At 67.4% G+C, this 18,778-nt stretch carries 13 protein-coding genes; 9 read left to right on the top strand and 4 right to left on the bottom strand.

Features of this window, described 5'->3' with window-relative positions:
- Positions 1 to 44 precede the first annotated feature (44 nt).
- Positions 45 to 2,618, top strand: coding sequence for a TonB-dependent receptor (locus M2335_RS10095; protein WP_264594599.1), 2,574 nt, complete (start codon positions 45 to 47; stop codon positions 2,616 to 2,618).
- Between the two features lie 2 nt (positions 2,619 to 2,620).
- Here the strand turns inward: M2335_RS10095 and M2335_RS10090 are convergent, their stop codons facing one another.
- From M2335_RS10090 to M2335_RS10075, 4 genes are all read right to left on the bottom strand, one after another.
- On the bottom strand, positions 2,621 to 3,214 hold the full coding sequence (locus tag M2335_RS10090) for a GNAT family N-acetyltransferase (protein WP_264594598.1): 594 nt from the start codon (positions 3,212 to 3,214) through the stop codon (positions 2,621 to 2,623).
- The gene (locus tag M2335_RS10085; protein ID WP_264594597.1) at positions 3,211 to 3,639 is read right to left on the bottom strand and encodes a ketosteroid isomerase-related protein; all 429 of its coding nucleotides are present in this window, start codon (positions 3,637 to 3,639) and stop codon (positions 3,211 to 3,213) included. Before M2335_RS10085 ends, M2335_RS10090 begins: the two co-directional genes overlap by 4 nt.
- A gap of 96 nt (positions 3,640 to 3,735) precedes the next feature.
- Positions 3,736 to 3,957: a hypothetical protein gene (locus tag M2335_RS10080; RefSeq protein ID WP_264570155.1), complete on the bottom strand. Its 222-nt coding sequence runs from the start codon at positions 3,955 to 3,957 to the stop codon at positions 3,736 to 3,738.
- 141 nt (positions 3,958 to 4,098) lie between these two features.
- Positions 4,099 to 4,584, bottom strand: a complete 486-nt coding sequence (locus tag M2335_RS10075) for an RNA pyrophosphohydrolase (protein ID WP_181559507.1) — start codon at positions 4,582 to 4,584, stop codon at positions 4,099 to 4,101.
- A 158-nt stretch (positions 4,585 to 4,742) separates the two neighbouring features.
- Here M2335_RS10075 and M2335_RS10070 point away from each other — a divergent pair, with 158 nt between their 5' ends.
- The 8 genes from M2335_RS10070 to addA all read left to right on the top strand — a co-directional run bounded on the left by M2335_RS10070 (position 4,743) and on the right by addA (position 18,763).
- Positions 4,743 to 6,614 (top strand): 2-oxoacid:acceptor oxidoreductase subunit alpha, encoded by a 1,872-nt coding sequence (locus M2335_RS10070; protein ID WP_264594596.1) that lies wholly within the window; start codon positions 4,743 to 4,745, stop codon positions 6,612 to 6,614.
- Entirely contained in the window at positions 6,611 to 7,657 is a 1,047-nt protein-coding gene (locus tag M2335_RS10065; RefSeq protein ID WP_264594595.1) for a 2-oxoacid:ferredoxin oxidoreductase subunit beta, read from the top strand. Before M2335_RS10070 ends, M2335_RS10065 begins: the two co-directional genes overlap by 4 nt.
- Positions 7,658 to 7,749: 92 nt before the next feature.
- Positions 7,750 to 10,098: a PAS-domain containing protein gene (locus M2335_RS10060; RefSeq protein ID WP_413716140.1), complete on the top strand. Its 2,349-nt coding sequence runs from the start codon at positions 7,750 to 7,752 to the stop codon at positions 10,096 to 10,098.
- A 4-nt stretch (positions 10,099 to 10,102) separates the two neighbouring features.
- Positions 10,103 to 10,561, top strand: a complete 459-nt coding sequence (tsaE, locus tag M2335_RS10055; RefSeq protein ID WP_264594594.1) for a tRNA (adenosine(37)-N6)-threonylcarbamoyltransferase complex ATPase subunit type 1 TsaE — start codon at positions 10,103 to 10,105, stop codon at positions 10,559 to 10,561.
- Positions 10,558 to 11,550 (top strand): aminoglycoside phosphotransferase family protein, encoded by a 993-nt coding sequence (locus M2335_RS10050; protein WP_264595397.1) that lies wholly within the window; start codon positions 10,558 to 10,560, stop codon positions 11,548 to 11,550. The genes tsaE and M2335_RS10050 overlap by 4 nt, the downstream gene beginning before the upstream one ends.
- Complete coding sequence (locus M2335_RS10045) at positions 11,547 to 12,272, top strand: nucleotidyltransferase family protein (protein WP_264594593.1); 726 nt, start codon at positions 11,547 to 11,549, stop codon at positions 12,270 to 12,272. The genes M2335_RS10050 and M2335_RS10045 overlap by 4 nt, the downstream gene beginning before the upstream one ends.
- Positions 12,265 to 15,294 carry a double-strand break repair protein AddB gene (addB, locus tag M2335_RS10040; RefSeq protein WP_264594592.1) on the top strand — a complete coding sequence of 1,010 codons (3,030 nt, stop codon included), beginning with the start codon at positions 12,265 to 12,267 and terminating at the stop codon, positions 15,292 to 15,294. The genes M2335_RS10045 and addB overlap by 8 nt, the downstream gene beginning before the upstream one ends.
- Positions 15,287 to 18,763 carry a double-strand break repair helicase AddA gene (gene addA / locus M2335_RS10035; protein WP_264594591.1) on the top strand — a complete coding sequence of 1,159 codons (3,477 nt, stop codon included), beginning with the start codon at positions 15,287 to 15,289 and terminating at the stop codon, positions 18,761 to 18,763. Before addB ends, addA begins: the two co-directional genes overlap by 8 nt.
- Positions 18,764 to 18,778: the final 15 nt, after the last annotated feature.

Here is an 18,778-nt window from a genome sequence, read left to right as displayed (position 1 = left end):
CCCATCCGGTCGAGCCTCGGCTCTCCCTCGTTCTGAAGGTTTCTATGCCAGCCAAACGACGCACTGCCGCCGCTCTGTTCCTGGCGACCTCTTCCTTTCCCCTGATCCCAGCAATGGGCCAGGCGCAGGAAGCGGATACCCATCTCGATGAGGGCGTGGGGACGGATATCGAGGAGATCGTGGTCAGCGGTCAGCGCGAGCGGGGCGCGGTCATCGGCAATGCCACCCCTGAGTTGCAGCTGCGCCCAGCGGACATCCGGGCCCTGGGCGTCAGCACGATCAGCGACCTGCTGACCGAACTCGGTCCTGAGCTGCAGAGCGCGAGCGGAAAGCCGCCGGTGACATTGCTCGAAGGGCACCGCATTTCCGGCTTCCGCGAGATCGCCCGCCTCCCGGCCGAGGCCATCGCGCGGATCGACATCCTGCCGGAAGAGGTTGGGCTTCGCTATGGTTACGGCGCCGACCAGAAGGTAATGAACATCGTCCTGCGCCAGCGCTTCCGCGCGGTCACGGCCGAGGTCGATGGCCGGGTGCCGACCGCTGGCGATGGCGCTTCGCTGGAGCTGCAGGGCGGGCTCTTCCTGATCCGCAACAGCCAGCGGGTGAACATCAGCGCCGAGCATGAGAGCGTCGATCCGATTCTGGAGAGCGATCGCGGGCTGGACCGTGCAGAGAGCCCGGCGCGCAGTCTGCAGGCCGCGCAGGAGACGCTGACGCTCAATGCCAGCTATAGCCGCCCTTTGGGCGAACGCACCAAGGCGACGTTGAGCGGCGAGCTGGTAACCAATCGGCGGGACAGCCTCGTTGGCCTTACCCTGCCGGGCGTGACGATTCCCGCCGGAACGCCTTATGCGCCGGGCGCCGACGATCTGCTCTTCTACCCGCAACTGGCGGGCGCCAGCGCTCTGGGGCGCGCCTCCAAGAGCCAGACGGGCACGGTCGGCCTCACCGTCAATGCCGAGCGCAGCACGGGGCAATGGACGCTGACCGCCAATTATGCGCGCGCCGAGAGCCGCGTCATCACCGGCCGCCCGTTCGATCTGTCAGATTATGCCGACGCGCTGGCGGCCGGCGATCCGGCGGCCGACCCTAGCCTGCCGATCGATGCCGCCTTTCTCAACGCGCGCGCTGCGGACCTCACACGCAGCACCTCGGATACGGCGGACATCACCTTCATCCATAACCGGCCGCTGTTCAGGCTGCCGGCCGGTGAGGTCATGGCCACGATGAAGCTGGGCGGCGCGCTCACGCGGATCGAGAATATGCGCGAGCGCGATCTGGTCCCTTCGGTTCGCGACCTTGGGCGGGACAGCGCGACCGGGTCGCTCACCGTGGACATCCCCCTCGTGCCCGCCTCCTCGGGCATCGGGCGCATGTCCGCCAACGCTACGCTCGGGCTCGATCATTATTCGGATGCCGGCACGTTGCGGAACTTCGGGCTGGGTCTCAACTGGTCGCCGCTTGGCTTCCTGTCCCTCTCGGCCGGTTACAGCGATGAAGACTCCGCCGCGACGGTGGCTCAGATCGGCGACGCGCAGACCTTTACGCCCTTCGTACCGATCTTCGATTTCGCGCGCGGCGAATCCGTGCTGGTGACAACAATCACCGGCGGCAATCCCGATCTCGACAAGGCGCGGGTGAAGACGTTCCGGCTCGGGGCGGACATCTCGGTTCTGCGCGAGCCGCGCCTGCGGTTCGACATATCCTACAATCACCGCGCGACCGAGGGTGGCGTGTCGGCCTTTCCGGGCGTGACGGCGGACACCATCGGCGCTTTCCCGGAGCGGTTCCTGCGCGATGAAAGCGGCCGCCTCACGCAGGTAGACCTGCGCCCGATCAACATCGCCGAGCAGACGCGGGAAGTGCTCCGCTGGGGTTTCAGCTTCAGCAAACGCCTTGCCACCCCGCAGAGCCAGATCGATGCCATGCGGGCTGCGTTCCAGCGGCGGCAGGCCGAGCGGGCCGCGCGCGGGGAAACGGGCGGTGCGGATCGGCCGGGCAGGGGCGGACAGGCCGGAGCCCAGACGCCACCCGGCGCGGATGGACCCCCTCCGGGCGATGCACCCGGCCCCCGGCCGGGCGGCTTTGGTCCCGGTGGTCCCGGTGGACGGGGCGGTGCAGGCGGTGGCGGCGGCGGACGCGTCGACTTCTCCATCCATCACGAGTGGGCGCTGACCAACACCACGCAATTGGCCCCGAGCCTGCCCGTGCTCGATCTGCTAGATGGCGATACGCTGGGCGACACCAGCGGGCCGTCGCGGCATCTGATCGAGCTGCGCACCGGCGTTTCGCAGAGCGGCTATGGTCTGCGGCTGACCGGCAGCTGGCGCAGCCCCTCGCGCGTTAATGGCACGGCAGGGCTGCCGGCCAGCCAGCTGCGCTTCGGTGCGCTGGCCAAGGTGGACGTGCGGGCGTTCGTGAACTTCAATCAGATGCCCGGCCTGATCGAGAAAGCCTCGTTCCTGCGCGGCGCGCGGCTCCAGCTTGGGGTCGATAACGTCTTCGATGCGCGCCAGCGCGTCACGGATGGCAATGGCGCAGTGCCCTTCGCCTATCAGCCTGCCTTCATCGATCCTCTGGGCCGCACCGTCCGGTTGAGCTTCCGCAAGCTGTTCTAGGGTTACAGGTCGCGGGACCAGAACTGCATCGGGTGGCTGGTCTCGTCCGTCTGGTCGATGTCCTTCCAGCGATATTCCGCCATGATGCGCTCCAGCAGCTGATAGCCCCGCTTGCGCCAGAATGGGCCAAGGTCGCGGGCCTCAGCGGGGCGGAGCGGATGATCGGCAGGGCGAATGACGCCGCAAAAGCAGGTCGCCGTCGCGCCGGCCTCGCGTGCGGCGGCTTCGCGCGCATCGAAAAAGGCGTGGCCAAGGCCGTGGCCACGATAGGCATCGAGCAGCACGGACTCGCCGAAGTAGAAGAGCCGATCCACCTCGATGCCCTGCGCGCGGAATGGCGCCTGCAGCGGTTCGTCCTGCCCGCTCATGGGCGAGGCGGTGGCTGCGCCGATGATGGCGCTGCCATCCCGTGCGATGACCAACGCCGCATCGGCGCCGTCGAGAAACGCGCTCAGATAGCGCTGCTCGTAATCGACCGAGCCGTCATAGAGATAGGGCCATTCACGAAAGACGGTGATGCGCAGGCGGGCGAGATCGTCGATGGCGGCATGGCGCGCCTCGCGGTCCCGCAGCGTCTCGACGGTCAGGTTGCTCACGCTGGCGCGTCTTCCCGGCTGACCTGCGCGATCCAGTCGGCAAGATTGTAGTACACCGTGACACGGCGGATCAGCTCGTCCCGCACCTCGAAGAAGGCCGCGGCCGGCAGCACATAGCTTTGGCCATGCGCGGGAGGCAGGCCGGCCTCGCCGACGAGATATTCGCCATGGACGATGAATTCCGCCGCGGCGCGACTGCCGTCCTCATTCACCATCAGCGCGATGTCGGCGAGGCGCTCGCGATAGGCGCGGTCCATCCGGCCCAGAAAGGCGCGGAAGGCGTCCTTGCCGGATTCCCGTTCGCCCTGATTGATATCATGCACCACATCGTCGGCGAGGCAGGCCAGCATGGTCTCGGCATCGCCGACATTGAAGGCGTCATAATATCGCGCGAGGAGGGCGCGGGTCTGGCTTGCTGAGGTCATCGCAGGTCTTTCCTGATCCATGGGAGGCGGATCGCAAACCTATTCACGGTTCAACAATCGAGCGCAAGACATGGCCGAACTGGGTGCGCCTTGGCGTCAGTGGCAGTAGGTCTGCTTGAGGGTCACCCCATCGATCATCAGGCCGCCCACGATCATCACCGCGCCGCAGCAGCTGGCGTAGAGCAGATAGCCCGGAAAGCCGGGATAGATCTCAAGATAATGGGCCCCCCGCGCGGTCGCGCCCATCGCGACGCCGAAGATCGCGAGATAGGCCTCGAACTTGGTGCGAATGGTGAAGAGGCGGGCGATCTTGCGCATCTCTGGTCCTGTGCATCGCGAGTCCGAAGGGCGAGATGCAAAGGTAAGGATCGCGTTAACCATGCGCAATCGCAGGCGGCGGGCGCGTGCTGCAGTTGTTTCAGGATGGGACGGTGCCGGCGTGCCTGCCGGCCCCGATTTTTAGAGCAGGTGCGCAAATTCCTGCACGACGGCGCGATAGACCGGGCGCTTGAACGGCACGATCAGATCCACCAGCCGGTCGGACGTGACCCACTGCCACGCCATGAACTCCTGATGCTCGGTGGCAATGTCGATATCGCTGTCCTCGCCCTTGAAGCGTAGCAGGAACCAGCGTTGCGTCTGGCCGCGATATTTGCCGCCCCACAGCCGGCCCATCAGCTCTTCGGGCAGATCGTAAAGATGCTCTTCGGTCGAGCGGGCGATGATGTCGACGAGATCGGCCGCAATGCCGGTTTCCTCGCCCAGTTCGCGCAGCAGTGCCTGCTCTGCCGTCTCGCCCTTGTCGATGCCGCCCTGCGGCATCTGCCAGGCGTCGCCTTCCTTGGAATCGAGTCGCTGACCTACGAACACCTCGCCCTGACGGTTGGCCAGCATGATGCCGACGCAGGGGCGATAGGGGAGAGAGGCGGGGTCGATCTTGGTCATGACGAGGTCGCGATTTCATCCGTTAAAATATGTTCACGGCCGCGATGGCAAGCCGGAGAGAAAAAGGCAATGCTCTGTCGCGCGCAGCTTTTCTACTTTGCTCGGCTGGGCTCGACGGACTAGGGGCGATGCAACCACTGCATTACTAGAGTCTGAGCATGGCATCTGCCGCACCCACATCGACCATAATTCACAGCAGCGAAGAGGCTGCGCCCGAAGCCGTTGTCGTCCGTTTTGCCGGAGACAGTGGCGATGGCATGCAGCTCACCGGCGGGCAGTTCACCCTGTCTACCGCGCTGGCAGGCAATGACCTTGCGACCTTCCCCGATTTTCCGGCGGAAATCCGCGCGCCGCAGGGCACGTTGTTCGGCGTTTCGGCGTTCCAGATCAATTTCGGCTCGTCCGAGATCACGACGGCGGGCGATGCGCCCGATATCCTGATCGCGATGAACCCGGCTGCGCTCAAGACCAACGTCGTTGATTTGAAGCCCGGAGGACTCATCATCGCCGACACCGGCGAGTTCAACGAGCGCAATCTCGCCAAGGCGAAATATGAGAGCAATCCGCTGGAGGATGGCTCGCTGGCGCGCTGGCAGGTGCTGGCGTTCGATATTTCCGCGCTGACGCTGGAAAGCGTGAAGCCCTTCGGCCTTGGCAACAAGGAAGCGCTGCGCTCCAAGAATATGTGGACGCTCGGTCTGGCGTTGTGGATGTTCGACCGCAGCCGCCAGCCGATCATCGACTGGCTGAAGGCCAAGTTCGCCAAGGCGCCGGAAATCGCTGATGCCAACATCGCCGCGCTCAATGCCGGCCATGCCTATGGCGAGACCGCCGAGCTGGCCGCGCCGCTCAAGCAACTCCATGTCGCGCCGGCGCCGGCCCCCGAGGGCCTGTATCGCACGGTGACGGGCGCCGAAGCGATCTCGCTCGGTCTCGTCGCGGGCGCACAGTTGGCCAGCCTGCCGATGTTCTTCGGCGGCTATCCCATCACGCCGGCCAGCTCGATCCTGCATCATCTCTCGCGCCTCAAGGAATATGGCGTGACGACGTTCCAGGCCGAGGACGAGATTGCCGCGATCGCCAGCGCGATTGGCGCGAGCTATGCCGGTTCGCTGGGCGTCACCAGCTCGTCCGGCCCCGGCATCGCGCTCAAGGGCGAGGCGATGGGCCTTGCGATCATGACCGAGCTGCCGCTGGTGATCGTGAACTCACAGCGTGGCGGTCCGTCCACGGGCCTGCCGACCAAGACCGAGCAATCCGACCTCTATCAGGCCGTCTACGGCCGCAATGGCGACGCGCCGATGCCGGTCATTGCCGCGCGCTCGCCCGCCGATGCGTTCGATTGCGCCATCGAGGCCTGCCGGATCGCCATCGAATATATGACGCCGGTGATGCTGCTGACCGACGGCTATATCGCCAATGCCGCCGAGCCGTGGAAGGTGCCGGATATGAGCGGCTACACGCCGTTCCCGGTGAAGTTTCAGGATGCGGTGCCGGAAGGCGGCCTCAAGCCTTATGCCCGCAATGAGAAGCTTGCGCGGCCGTGGATCAAGCCGGGCACGCCCGATCTCATGCACCGCATCGGCGGCATCGAGAAGGAAGTGAACACCGGCCACATCAATTATGCGCCGGCCAATCACCAGGCGATGACCGAACTGCGCCGCGACAAGGTGCTGGGCATCGCCAAGGGCGTGCGGCAAGATGTGTCGCTGGGCGAGGAGAGCGGCAAGCTCGTCGTCGTCGGCTGGGGCTCGACCTACGGCCCGATCCATCAGGCGGTCCGGCGCGCCCGGCGCAAGGGGCTGGATGTCTCGCACATCCACATCCGCCATATCTGGCCGCTGCCGGAAAATCTGGGTGAGCTGCTCGCCGGCTATGAGAAGATTCTCGTGCCGGAGATGAACACCGGTCAGCTCAAGACCGTGCTGCGCGACCAGTATCTGCTGGATGCCCGCCCGCTCAACAAGATCTCGGGTCAGCCCTTCCGCATCGCGGAAATCGAGGCGGCCATCGAGGGGATGCTCGCATGAACGACATGACCACATTGACCAAGCCGCGCGTCGAGACCAGCCTCAAGGACTGGGAGACCGATCAGGAGGTGCGCTGGTGCCCCGGCTGCGGTGACTATGCCATCCTCAAGGCCGTGCAGCGTACGCTGCCGCAATTGGGCGCGGACCCGAAGAACACCGTGTTCGTTTCGGGCATCGGCTGCTCATCGCGCTTTCCTTATTATGTCGAGAGCTACGGCTTCCACACCATCCACGGCCGCGCGCCGGCGGTGGCGACTGGCGTGAAGCTGGCCAATCCGGAGCTGGACGTGTGGATCGTTACTGGCGACGGCGACGGCCTCTCCATCGGCGGCAACCACACGATGCATATCCTGCGTCGCAACCTCGATTGCCAGATCCTGCTGTTCAACAACGAGATCTACGGCCTCACCAAGGGGCAGTACTCGCCGACCAGCCGGGAGGGAACCAAGAGCCCGTCGACGCCATTCGGTTCGGTGGACCATCCGGCCCGGCCCTGCGCCTTCGCGCTCGGCTCGGGCGCCCGCTTCATTGCGCGGGCCTATGACGTGTCCAAGCAGCTGCCGGACGTGCTCAAGGCCGCCTATGAGCACAAGGGCGCGGCGTTCGTGGAAATTTTCCAGAACTGCATCGTGTACAACAAGGATGTGTTCGCCGACTTCACCGAGAAGAAGAATGCCGATATCGGCCAGCTCTGGGTGGAGCATGGCAAGCCGCTCCTTTTCGATAAGGGCGCTAAGGGCATCGCACTCGACCGTGACGCGCTGACGCTCAAGGTCGTGGATGTGGTCGATGGGGACTGGCAGGCAGCCGGCGTGATCGTCCATGACGTCACCAACCGCGCCGTGGCGCACATGCTGGTGGAAATGCCCTTCGGCCTGTTCCCGATGGCGCTGGGCGTGCTCTACGATGCCCCCAAGGCGAGCTTCGAGCAGGCGGTGGTGGAGCAGAACGCGCTGCTGGCCAAGGGCAAGACGCCGGACCTGCAGAAGCTGGTGAGCCAGGGCCAGACCTGGACGGTGACGAAGGACGGCCCGGCGCTCTGAGGGCGCCGGTTCCGTTTCTTATCCGGCCAACGCCAAAGAAGGCGCAAGCCGACCTTGTCTCAGGGTGGATTGGCCCGTAATCCACTCCCGTGATTGCCAATGTCCCGTTCTTTCCGCTGATCGTGGGTGCCGTGCTGGCCGTGTGGCTGGTGCTGGCGGTCTGGGCGCTGTTCACCGGCCTCTCGATGCGGCGCAAGGCGGCGCTGGCGCGCACGCACGCCGCGCAACTGGTCGATCTGCTCAACTCTGCTCCCGCCGTCCCCCTGCTCATTCGCCCCGATGGCAAGCTGGATGCGCCGGACAGGCTGGCCGCATGGCTCGGCCGTGAGACGGCGCCCACCGACCTTGATGCGCTACTGGATGCAGATGGCGGCCTGGAGCCGGATCATGCCCGCGCGCTCGCGGCGGAGATCGCAGCAGCGCAGCAGGGCGGCCGACCCTTTACGCTACCGGTGCGGGTCAACGGGTCGGACCGGATGCTGCTCGTGCGTGGCGGTCCGGTGGGCACGCGGCTCGGCAAGGCCGGCACGGTGGTGCTTTGGGTCTTCGACACGACTGACAGCTTCGCGCAGATCCAGGAGCTGCGCGGGCAGGTCGGGCAGTATCGCCAGGCCCTCGATGCGCTATCGGGTGTGATCGAGGCGGCGCCCATGCCGGTCTGGCATCGCGGCGCCGATCATCAGATCAGCTTGGTCAACAGCGCCTATGTGAAGGCGGTGGACGGAAAGTCCGCGCAGGATGTCATCGAGCAGGGCATTGAGCTTGTCGAAGCGGTCGACGGCATTTCCCCGCGCGCATCCGCTGCCAATGCCGCCGCGCGCAAGGCCCCAACCGCCCGGATGCTGCCGGTCACCATCGATGGCAAGCGCCGGTTGATGAAGGTCGTCGATGTCCCGCTCGGCCCCTCGGGCGTTGCAGGTTACGCGATCGACATGCAGGAGCTGGAGGAGGTGCGGGCCGAACTGCGCCACCTCTCGCAGGCCAACCGGGACATGCTGGACAGGCTGTCGGCCGGCGTCGTCCAGTTCGGTGCCAATCAACTGCTGCAGTTCTGCAATCAGCCCTTCCTCAGCCTGTTCGGCCTGACGCCGGAGACAGCGGCGTTCGATACCCATTTTGACCGCGTGCTGGATGCCATGCGGGACAGCGGGCAGGTGCCCGACACACCGGATTTCCGCGCGTGGCGGCAGGAGCGCCGCAACTGGTTCCTCTCGCCCTCCGCGCATGAGGAGCAGTGGCGCCTGCGCGATGGCGTGCATCTGCGCGTCTACGCCCAGCCGCTGCCCGATGGCGGCCTGCTGGTCATCTTCGAGGACCGTACCGAGCATGTCCAGTTGGCCTCGGCGCGCGATACCCTGCTGCGGGTGCGCACGGCCACGCTCGACAATCTGTTCGAGGCGATTGCCGTGTTCGCCTCCGACGGTCGTCTGCATCTGTGGAACAGCCGCTTCACTAAGATCTGGTCGGTGCCCGACACAACCATGGCGGCGCATCCGCGCGTCGATGAACTCATGTCGGCGCTGGCGGATCGCCTGGCGCGACCCGAACAGGCAGGCCTTGTCCATCAACTCATCCGCGCGGCGACGATGGAGCGCCGCCAGCGGGGGGGACGCATCGCCTTTGCCGACGGGCGCTTCTTCGAGTTCGCGGCCATCCCGCTGCCGGACGGCAACGCGCTGTTCACCATGCTCGACACCACCGACAGCCGCCACATCGAGCAGGCCCTGCGGGACCGCAATGAGGCGCTGGAGGATGCGGACCGGGTGAAGACCGCGTTTGTCTCCAACATGAGCTACGAGTTGCGCACGCCGCTCACCTCGATCGTCGGCTTCGCCGAGATGATGGAAGCCGGCTATGCGGGCGAATTGAGCGCCCAGTCGCGCGATTATGTGAATGCCATCATGACGGCAACGACGCGGCTGACGCGGCTGATCGATAATGTGCTGGACCTGACTCAGGGTGCAGCGGGCGGCTTGCCTATCGAGAGGCGCGATATCGATGTGGCCGCGATGGTGCGGCAGGTGGTCGAGGGCCTGAGCGACAAGGCGGACTCGCGCGACGTGACGGTCGACATGTCGTTCGAGCAGGAGCCGGGCACCGTGTCGGGCGACGAGCGCCGGCTGCGGCAGGCTCTCGCCCATGTGGTGGATAATGGCGTGAGTTTCGTGAGCCGGGGCGGGCGGGTGCTTGTGCATGTGCAGCCCGCGCCGGACGTGGTGCGCATCATCGTGTCCGATGACGGCCCGGGCATCGATGCTAAGACACAGGCGCATCTGTTCGACGTTTTCGTGCGGTTCGGGCGTCACGGCGATGGGGCCAATCAGGGGCTCGGACTGCCCTTGGTGCGCCAGTTCGTGGAAGCGCATGGCGGCAGCGTCGATCTCGTCTCCGAGCCGGGGCAGGGGACCAGCGTCACGCTCACTCTGCCGCGCGGAGAATGATGGCGTGTCCGATCGTGCCCTTGCCTTCTCCTCAGCAGACGCGCTCGCCGATTTCGGGGCAGCTTTGGGCGCAAAGTTGCGGCCCGGCGATGTGATCACGCTCACCGGCGGGCTGGGCGCCGGCAAGACGACGCTCGCCCGCGGCCTGCTCAGGGGCCTTGGGCATGAAGGCGATGTGCCGAGCCCGACCTTCGCCATCCTGCAGGGCTATGAGCCGCCCGAGACGCGTCTGCCTGTGGGCCATGTCGATCTCTATCGTATAGAGGATGCGGGTGATCTCGGCGAACTCGGGTTGGACGAATGGCTCGAAGATGGCGCGTTGGCGATCGAATGGCCCGATCGGCTGGCGGGGCGCTACGATGCCATTGCCCTCGCCCTGCAAATCGACATTTTGGCGGACAGCACGCGCCGCTTGACAGCGCGGGTGCCGCGCGTTTGGGAGAGCCGATGGCCAGTCACATGATCCCGCCGCCAAGCGCGCGCCCGTTTCTCGATCAAGCCGGATGGGAAGGGGCCGAGATCCTGCCGCTTGCCGGTGACGCCTCGTTCCGGCGCTATTTCCGCGTGGTCGAGGGTGATCGTCGCGCCATTTTGATGGACGCCCCGCCGCCGCACGAAGATCCGCGCCCGTTCATCAGCGTGGGCGAGTGGCTGTGCGAAAGCGGATTCGCGGCGCCCGCCATATTGGCGCGGGATCTGACGCCGGGCCTCGTTCTGCTCGAGGATTTCGGCGATGCGCGGGTGCGCGAGCATCTGGATGCCGCGCCGGCCGAGGAAATGGCGATCTACACCCGCGCCGTGGACCTTCTCGTCGATCTTCATGAGCAGCCGGCCCAGAGTGGCCTCGCGCCTTATGACCGCGCCGTCTTCCAGCGTGAGGCAGCGCTGTTGACCGAATGGTTCGCTCCGGCGGCAGGGCTTGCGGTCGATGCGTCGGGATACACCGCAGCGTGGGACAAGGTGCTCCCCATTGCCGAGCAGGATGTCGCGCCAGTGGTGACGGTGCTGCGCGATTATCATGCCGAGAACATCATGCTGCTGCCGGACCATGCGCGCTCGCATGGGCTCGGTCTGCTGGACTTTCAGGACGCGCTGGCGGGCCACCCGGCCTATGACCTCGTCTCGCTGCTGCAGGATGCCCGGCGGGATGTGAGCCCGGCCGTGGAGCAGGCAATGCTGGCGCATTATCAGGCGCGCGCGAAAGTCTCGCCGGATTTCGAGGCGGCTTATGCGGTGCTGGGTGCCCAGCGCAATGCCAAGATCATCGGCATTTTCACGCGGCTGTGGAAGCGCGACGGAAAGCCGCGCTATCTCGATTTCCTGCCGCGCATGTGGGGGCTGCTGGAGCGCGATCTCGCCCATCCCGCGCTGGCGCCCGTGGCCGACTGGTTCGCGCAGAATGTGCCCGCCTCGGCGCGGGGCCAGCTCGATGCGGGGCAATCCGCGCAATGAGCACCACGCTTGAGACGGCGATGCTGATGGCCGCTGGCCTCGGCAAGCGGATGCGTCCGCTCACGGCCACACGGCCCAAGCCGCTGATCCGCGTCGCCGGCCAGCCGCTCATGGATCATGCGCTCGATCGCATCGAGGATGCCGGCATCCGTCGCACGGTGGTGAACGTCCATTATCTTGCCGGGCCCATCGAGGCGCATCTGGAGTCGCGTGCCCGGCGAACGGGTGCGAGCTATCCTGTCTCCGATGAGCGCGCCCGGTTGCTGGAAACCGGCGGCGGCCTCGTCAAGGCGCTGCCGCTGCTTAGCGACAAGCCCTTTCTTTGCGCGAACAGCGACAATCTGTGGATCAACGGGCCGTTCGATTCCATCCGCGCGCTGGCGGACCGCTGGGATGACGATGCGATGGATGCGCTGCTGCTGCTCGTCCCGCATGCCCGCGCCACCGGTCATCGTGGCCTTGGCGATTTCCACATGGAGGCCAATGGCCGCCTGAGCCGCCGCAAGCCCGGTCGCGTGGCGCCCTTCGTCTTTACCGGGGTGCAAATCCTCTCGCCGCGGCTGGTGCGCGATCCGCCAGGCGAGGTCTTCTCGACCAATATTTTCTGGGACCGTGCGATCGAACAGGGCCGCGCCTTTGGCCTCAGCCATGGCGGCCAATGGTTCGATGTCGGCACCCCGCAGGCGATTCCGCTGGTCGAGGCAGGATTGGCCGATGGCTGAGCGCCGCGCGCCGGCCCTCTTTACCATCCCCGCTCACCGGGCATTTTCGGATGCGCTCGCCGCCGGGCTGCTCGCCCAGCATGGTGGGCGTGATGGCGGGCTGGCGCTGGCGCGCGGGATCATATTGCTGCCGAACAATCGTGCGGTGCGGGCGGTGCGCGATGCGTTCGTGCGCGCGTCCGGCAACGGGCTGCTGCTGCCGAGGCTGGTGCCCATCGGCGATATCGATTTGGACGAAGCGCTGGGCAGCGCGCTCAGCCCGATCGGGGCGGAAGCGGATATTCCGCAAGCCATCGCGCCGGCCGCGCGGCTGATGATCCTGACCCGGCTGGTGATCGATCAGCGCGCGCGTCGCGGCGAGCGGCTGGAAACGGGCGAGGGCTGGCGGCTGGCGACGGCGCTGGCGGCCGCTTTCGATCAGCTCACCGTCGAGCGCAAGGCGCTGGCCGATCTCAAGGCGCTGCAGCCCGATGACCTCTCGCACCACTGGCAAGCCGCGTTCAGCGATTTCGATGCATTGGCGGCCCAGTGGCAGCAGGAACTGACCGCGCGCGGGCTGATCGACACGGCCGAGCGGCGCAATCGCCTGCTCGATCATGTCGCGGCCCGCTGGCGCGAGGTGCCGCCGGAGCGCTTCGTGGTTGCCGCGGGTATCGTCACCAATGCGCCAGCGGTGGCCGGGCTGCTCAAGACGGTCGCCGGCCTGCCGCGTGGTGCGGTGGTGCTGCCCGATCTGGATCAGAATCTCTCGGATGAGCAATGGGATGCGATTGGCCCCGTCGCGCGGCCCGAGCCGGGGCGCGATCTGCCGCCCCCCGCCAATGAATCGCACCCGCAATTCGCGCTCAAGCTTTTGCTGGAGCGGATGGATGCCCACCGGGCCGAGGTGGCGCTCTGGCGCTGGGGCAGCGAGCATGATGCCCGCGCCGCACGGGGCAAGGCGATCAGCAACGCCCTGCTACCTGCCTTGCTCACCGGGGGCTGGCCGGATGTGCCGACCGCGCAGCGCTCGCTCAAGGATGTGCGCGCCATCGAGGCGGCGAACCCGGCGGAGGAGGCGCAGGCCATCGCCATCGCCCTGCGCGAGGCGGTGGAGACGGAAGGGCGCACGGCCGCGCTCGTGACGCCGGATCGCACACTCGCGACGCGCGTGTCCGCACATCTGCGCCGCTGGGGGATCGAGGCGGATGACAGCGCCGGCCGCCCGCTCTCCCAGCTTCCGCCCGGCACGCTGCTGCTGGCGCTGGTGCAGGCCGGGGCGGAACAGTTCGCGCCGGTGCCGCTGCTCGCCCTGCTCAAGCATCCGCTGGTGATGGCCGGCGACGAGCGGCTGGCGTGGCTGGAATCGGTGCGCCGCCTCGATCTGGTGCTGCGCGGCCCCCGGCCGGCGGCGGGATTGGCCGGTGTCACCGCCTTGCTCGCGGAGAAGGGCGGCCGGCAGCAGGCGATGAGGGAATCGCTGCGTCCCTGGTGGGCGCAGGTCGTGGCACTGCTGGCGCCTCTGGAGGTCGCCTTTGCCGGTGAGCAGAGCCTGCCCGCCTTGTTCGCCGCCGTTCGCGAGGCAGCCTCGGCCCTGACGGAGGAGCGCGTCTGGGCCGGTCATCAGGGCCATGCCGCCGCGCAATGCCTGGGCGATGCGGAAGCCGCAGCACCGCAAGGGCCGGCGCGCGCGGATGGCGCCGGCTTCGTGGGGATGCTCGCGCAGATCCTCGGCGGGCAGGCCGTGCGTCCCCCGCAGGGCGGTCACCCGCGCCTGCAGATCCTGGGCTTGCTGGAAGCGCGGCTGCAGCAGGCCGATCGGATGATCCTCGCCGGCCTCAATGAAGGCGTCTGGCCCGGCCTGCCATCGCCTGACCCATGGCTCGCCCCGCGCATCCGCCGCGCGCTTGGCCTGCCGGGGCTGGATTATCGCATCGGCCTCTCCGCGCATGATTTCGCCAATGGGCTGGGCGCGCCGCAGGTGCTCCTCTCCCGCGCGCGGCGGGATGCCTCTGCGCCAACCGTCGCCTCGCGCTTCTGGCTGCGGCTCAAGGCCATGACCGGCGCGCGCTGGGTGGAGGATGACAGGCTGATCGCGCTGGCACGGGCCATCGACCGGCCCGATGCTCCTGCGCCGGCCTATCGCGCGCCTGCACCTCGCCCCCGCGTCGACCTGCGCCCGCGCGAGATCGCCGTCACCGATGTCGATCGCTTGCGGGCCGATCCCTATGCGTTCTACGCCGCGCGCATTCTGCGTCTGGCGCCGCTGGACGTCGTGGATGCCGATCCCGGCCCGGCTTGGCGCGGCACCCGCGCGCATGATGTCCTCCAGCGCTGGATGGAAGAAGGCGGGCACGATCCCGCGCGGCTCTCCGCGCTGGCGCAAGAGATGATCGCGCAGGCGCAAGCCCATCCGCTGCTCAAGACGCTCTGGCAGCCGCGTTTACTGGCCGCGCTGGACTGGGTGGCGAGCGCGGTGCGCGATCAGGCCGGGCAGGGGCGCGAGGTGCTGTTCGGCGAAAAATGGGGCCGCATCGAGCGGGCAGGCGTGACCCTGCGCGGCAAGCCGGACCGGATCGACCGGTTTGCAGACGGCACACTCGCCATTGTCGATTACAAGAGCGGCGCGACCGCCTCGGTCAAGCAGGTGAAGGCCGGTTTCTCGCTCCAGCTCGGTTTGCTGGGGCTGATCGCGCAGGCCGGCGGGTTCGCCAAGGAAGCGGGTCTTGCCGCCGGATCGGATGTGAGCGCCTTTGAATATTGGAAGCTCGGCAAGGGCACGGATGGCAATTTCGGCTTCAAGCGTCCGTTGACCGACCCCAAGGGCAGCTACAAGCGGATCGTGACCGCAGACTTCCTGGCGATGGTCGCCGGCTTCTTCGATGATGCCGTAGCGCGCTGGCTGATAGGCGACGAGCCATTCGCCGCACGCCCGCACAGCGATGCGCCCGTGTTTACCGACTATGACCAGCTCATGCGACTGGATGAGTGGTTCGCGCGGGATCGGCGGGCCGAGCCCCTGCCGGAGGTGAGCCATGGCTGAGGCGGGCGAACTCAACCGGCTGACGCACGAGCAGGCCAGCGCCTCGGACCCCGCTGCCCATCGCTGGGTGCGCGCCTCTGCCGGCACCGGCAAGACCGCCGTGCTGTCGGCGCGGGTGCTGCGGCTGCTGCTGAGCGGCGTCGCGCCCGAGCGCATCTTGTGCCTGACCTTCACCAAGGCTGGCGCGGCGGAAATGGCCGAGCGCGTCCACAGCCGGCTTGCCCGCTGGGTGCAGGGGCAATCGGTCGATGTGGCGCGCGATCTCGTGGCGCTCGGCGAGGATCCGGGGCCGGAGGCGATCGCCCGCGCCCGCCTGCTGTTCGCGCGCGTGCTGGATGCGACCGGCGGCGGGCTGCGCATCCAGACCATCCACAGCTTCTGTCAGGCGCTGCTCGCCGCCTTCCCGCTGGAGGCCGGGCTGGTCCCCGGGTTCCGCCCGCTCGACGAGCGCGGGCAGGGCGAGCTGGCCCGGCGTGCGTTGATCGCGATGATCGAGGAGGCCGGGCAGGCGCAGGACGATCCGGTGCTGGCGGCGCTGGAGATGCTGGCCCTGCGGCTGGGCGAGGAAGGCACGCAGGCCTATCTCGCGCGCTGCGTGCCCGCGGCGCAACTGCTGGAGATGTTGCCGGAAGATCTGGCGGGCTTCCTCCTTGCCTTCCTCGACCTGCCGGATGGCGACATCGATGCGCATCTGGCGGATCGCTGCGCCGAGGGCGTGTTTCCGGTGGCCGCGTTGCAGGCCGTCGCGCGGGCCAATGGTGCATGGGGTGCCAAATCCGGCCTAGCGTGCGCTGATATGATCGCGGCTTGGCTAAGCGGCTCCGAGGTCCAGCGCGCCGAGGGACTGGCGGACCTGCTCGGCGTGCTGCTCACCAAGGAAGGCGAGGTCAAGAACCGCGCCAACAAGAACCTGCTGGAAGCCGAGCCGGATTATGTCGATCTCGCCAGCGCGTGCGGCGCGGCGATCAAGGCTCTGCTCGATCTGCGCAAGCAAGCCGCCTTCGCGCGCACGGCGGCGCAGGGACTGACGGCGGGCCGTGCTTATGCGCGGGCCTATGCCAAGGCCAAGCGACAGGCTGGCGCTGTCGATTTCGATGATCTGATCGGCCGCGCGAGCGCGCTGCTCATCCAGCCCGGCATGGCGGACTGGATCCGCTACAAGCTCGATCAGCAGGTCGACCATATCCTGGTGGACGAGGCGCAGGACACCAATGACGCGCAGTGGGACATCGTCTGGTCCATCGTCGAGGAGTTCCTCGAGGTTGAGCCCGACGAGCAGGCGCGGCTGCGCACCCTGTTCGTGGTGGGCGATACCAAGCAGGCGATCTTCGGCTTTCAGGGCACCAGTCCCGAGGCCTTTTCCAGCGCCCTGCAGCGCTTCCGCGAGGCAACCGAGCGCGTCGGCCACCCCTTCGCCGAATTGCCTTTGGCCCGCAGCTTCCGCTCCATGCCGGCCGTGCTCGATGTCGTCGACGCGGTGCTGGACGCGGTGGGGCATGATCGCCTGGGGCTGGAGTCGCCGTCCGCCCCCCATCAGGCCGCCCGCCAGCATCCCGGCGAGGTGCTGCTGCTTCCGCCGACCTCATTGCTGCCGAGCGAGAGCGATGAGGACGGCGAGGCTGACGAGACTGCCGGCGAGGGAGAGGAAGACTGGCTGGCCGATCACCAGCGCCGCCATGCCGAGAAGATCGCGCGGCTGGTCAAGGGCATGATCGGCACGCCGCTGGCCACGCAAGGTCGCCCGGCGCGCGCCGGCGATGTGCTGATCCTGCTCCGTAGCCGCAGCGCGCTCTCCCGGCTGATCGTCGCGCGGCTGTATGAGGCGGGGGTGCCGGTGGCGGGTGTGGACCGGCTGCGGCTTCAGGCCCCGCTCGCCGTGCGCGATCTGTTGGCGGCCCTGCGCTTTGCGGTGCAGCCCGAAGACGATCTCAATCTCGCCAACCTGCTGGTCTCGCCGCTGATCGGCTGGACGCAGGATGAATTGCTGGCGCGCGCCGTCCCGCGCGATGGCTCGCTGTGGAGCCATGTCCGGGCCACGTTGGCGGCGGAGCTTCAGGCCCCGCTGCGCACGCTGCTGGGGCAGGCCGATTTCACGACGCCCTATCGCTATCTCGAGGCCATTCTCTCCGGCGCCATGGACGGTCGGCGCAAGCTGATCGCCCGGCTCGGCGAGGAAGCGCGCGATGCCATTGACGAGCTGCTCAATGTCGCTCTGGGCTTCGAGGCCGACGATCATCCCTCGCTGCAGCGGTTCATCGACTGGTTCGACCGTGGCGACGCGGACATCAAGCGCGAACTGGGCGAGGGCGGTGACATGGTGCGGGTGATGACCGTGCATGGCGCCAAGGGGCTGGAGGCGCCCATCGTCATTCTGGCCGATGCCGCCTTTGATCCCAGCCAGCGCCCCCGCGCCGACGCCGTGAGCCTGCCGGTGACCGAGGCCGCCCGCTTGCCGCTCATCCGCCCCGCCAAGGGCGAAGCCGCGCCGGCGATCGAACAAGCCATGCAGTCCGCCGAGCGGCTCGACATGGAGGAGCATTGGCGCTTGCTCTATGTCGGCCTCACGCGCGCAGAAGAGCGGCTGATCGTCACCGGATCGCTCGGCAGCCGCGCCAAGGGCGAGCCGCCCCGCGAAAGCTGGTATCAGGCCGTCGATCTGGCGATGCGGACGCTCGGGGCCGCCGATGCGGACGTGCCCGACTGGGGCAAATCCCTGCGCTGGTCGGGCCCGGCGGATCTCGCCCCAGCCAAGCCCAAGAAGGTACGCGAGTCAGACGCCAGCAGCGCAGAACCCGCGCTGCCCGCCTGGCTGCGCGCACCGGCGCCGCAGGAAGCACGGCCGCCGCGTCCGCTGTCTCCCTCCGCACTGGTCGAGGATGATGTGCCCAATCCACCGCCGGATGCCGCCATGCGTGCGGCGGCAGAGCGGGGGCGGCTTCTCCATGCGCTGTTCGAGCGTCTGCCGGATCTGCCGGCCGCCCAGCGTTCCGCCGCCGCCCTGCGCTGGCTGGAGCGTGCCGGCGTGGCCGATGCCGGGATGCGCGCGGACCTGCTCGCGCATGTCAGCGCAGTGCTGGACGACCCTGACCATGCCGCGCTGTTCGGCCCGGACGCACTTGCAGAGGCGCCAATCGCCGCCGTGGTGGCCGGGCAGGTGATCGCGGGAACAGTGGACCGGTTGCTGGTGACGGATGATCTCGTTCATATCGTTGATTTCAAGACCGGACGGCATGTCCCTGACAATGCGCTAGATTTGCCTGTGACGCATGTCCGTCAGATGGCGGCCTATGCGGCTGCGATGGCCGAAATTTTCCCAAGTCGTCCGCAACGGGTCAGCCTGCTCTACACGGCGGCGCCCCGGCTCATCGATCTGCCACCGGCCATGCTTGACGCGCACAAGCCCTCCTTGCTGGCACAGGAGCACAAGTTGGGCAGCACTGACCTTGAGGCCGACGCTTCGGCAACCTAGATAGGCGTTCGACAG

The organism is Sphingobium sp. B12D2B (assembly GCF_025961775.1).
Classification (GTDB): domain Bacteria; phylum Pseudomonadota; class Alphaproteobacteria; order Sphingomonadales; family Sphingomonadaceae; genus Sphingobium.
Note: the sequence above shows the minus strand (reverse complement) of the source record. Positions and strands in the feature narration are given on the sequence as shown.

Bases quoted from the DNA above. Each gene is read 5' to 3' on its own strand.
- M2335_RS10095 (WP_264594599.1), top strand. From the start codon at position 45: ATGCCAGCCAAACGACGCACTGCCGCCGCTCTGTTCCTGGCGACCTCT.
- M2335_RS10085 (WP_264594597.1), bottom strand. From the start codon at position 3,639: ATGACCTCAGCAAGCCAGACCCGCGCCCTCCTCGCGCGATATTATGAC.
- M2335_RS10080 (WP_264570155.1), bottom strand. From the start codon at position 3,957: ATGCGCAAGATCGCCCGCCTCTTCACCATTCGCACCAAGTTCGAGGCC.
- M2335_RS10075 (WP_181559507.1), bottom strand. From the start codon at position 4,584: ATGACCAAGATCGACCCCGCCTCTCTCCCCTATCGCCCCTGCGTCGGC.
- M2335_RS10070 (WP_264594596.1), top strand. From the start codon at position 4,743: ATGGCATCTGCCGCACCCACATCGACCATAATTCACAGCAGCGAAGAG.
- M2335_RS10065 (WP_264594595.1), top strand. From the start codon at position 6,611: ATGAACGACATGACCACATTGACCAAGCCGCGCGTCGAGACCAGCCTC.
- M2335_RS10050 (WP_264595397.1), top strand. From the start codon at position 10,558: ATGATCCCGCCGCCAAGCGCGCGCCCGTTTCTCGATCAAGCCGGATGG.
- M2335_RS10045 (WP_264594593.1), top strand. From the start codon at position 11,547: ATGAGCACCACGCTTGAGACGGCGATGCTGATGGCCGCTGGCCTCGGC.
- addB (WP_264594592.1), top strand. From the start codon at position 12,265: ATGGCTGAGCGCCGCGCGCCGGCCCTCTTTACCATCCCCGCTCACCGG.
- addA (WP_264594591.1), top strand. From the start codon at position 15,287: ATGGCTGAGGCGGGCGAACTCAACCGGCTGACGCACGAGCAGGCCAGC.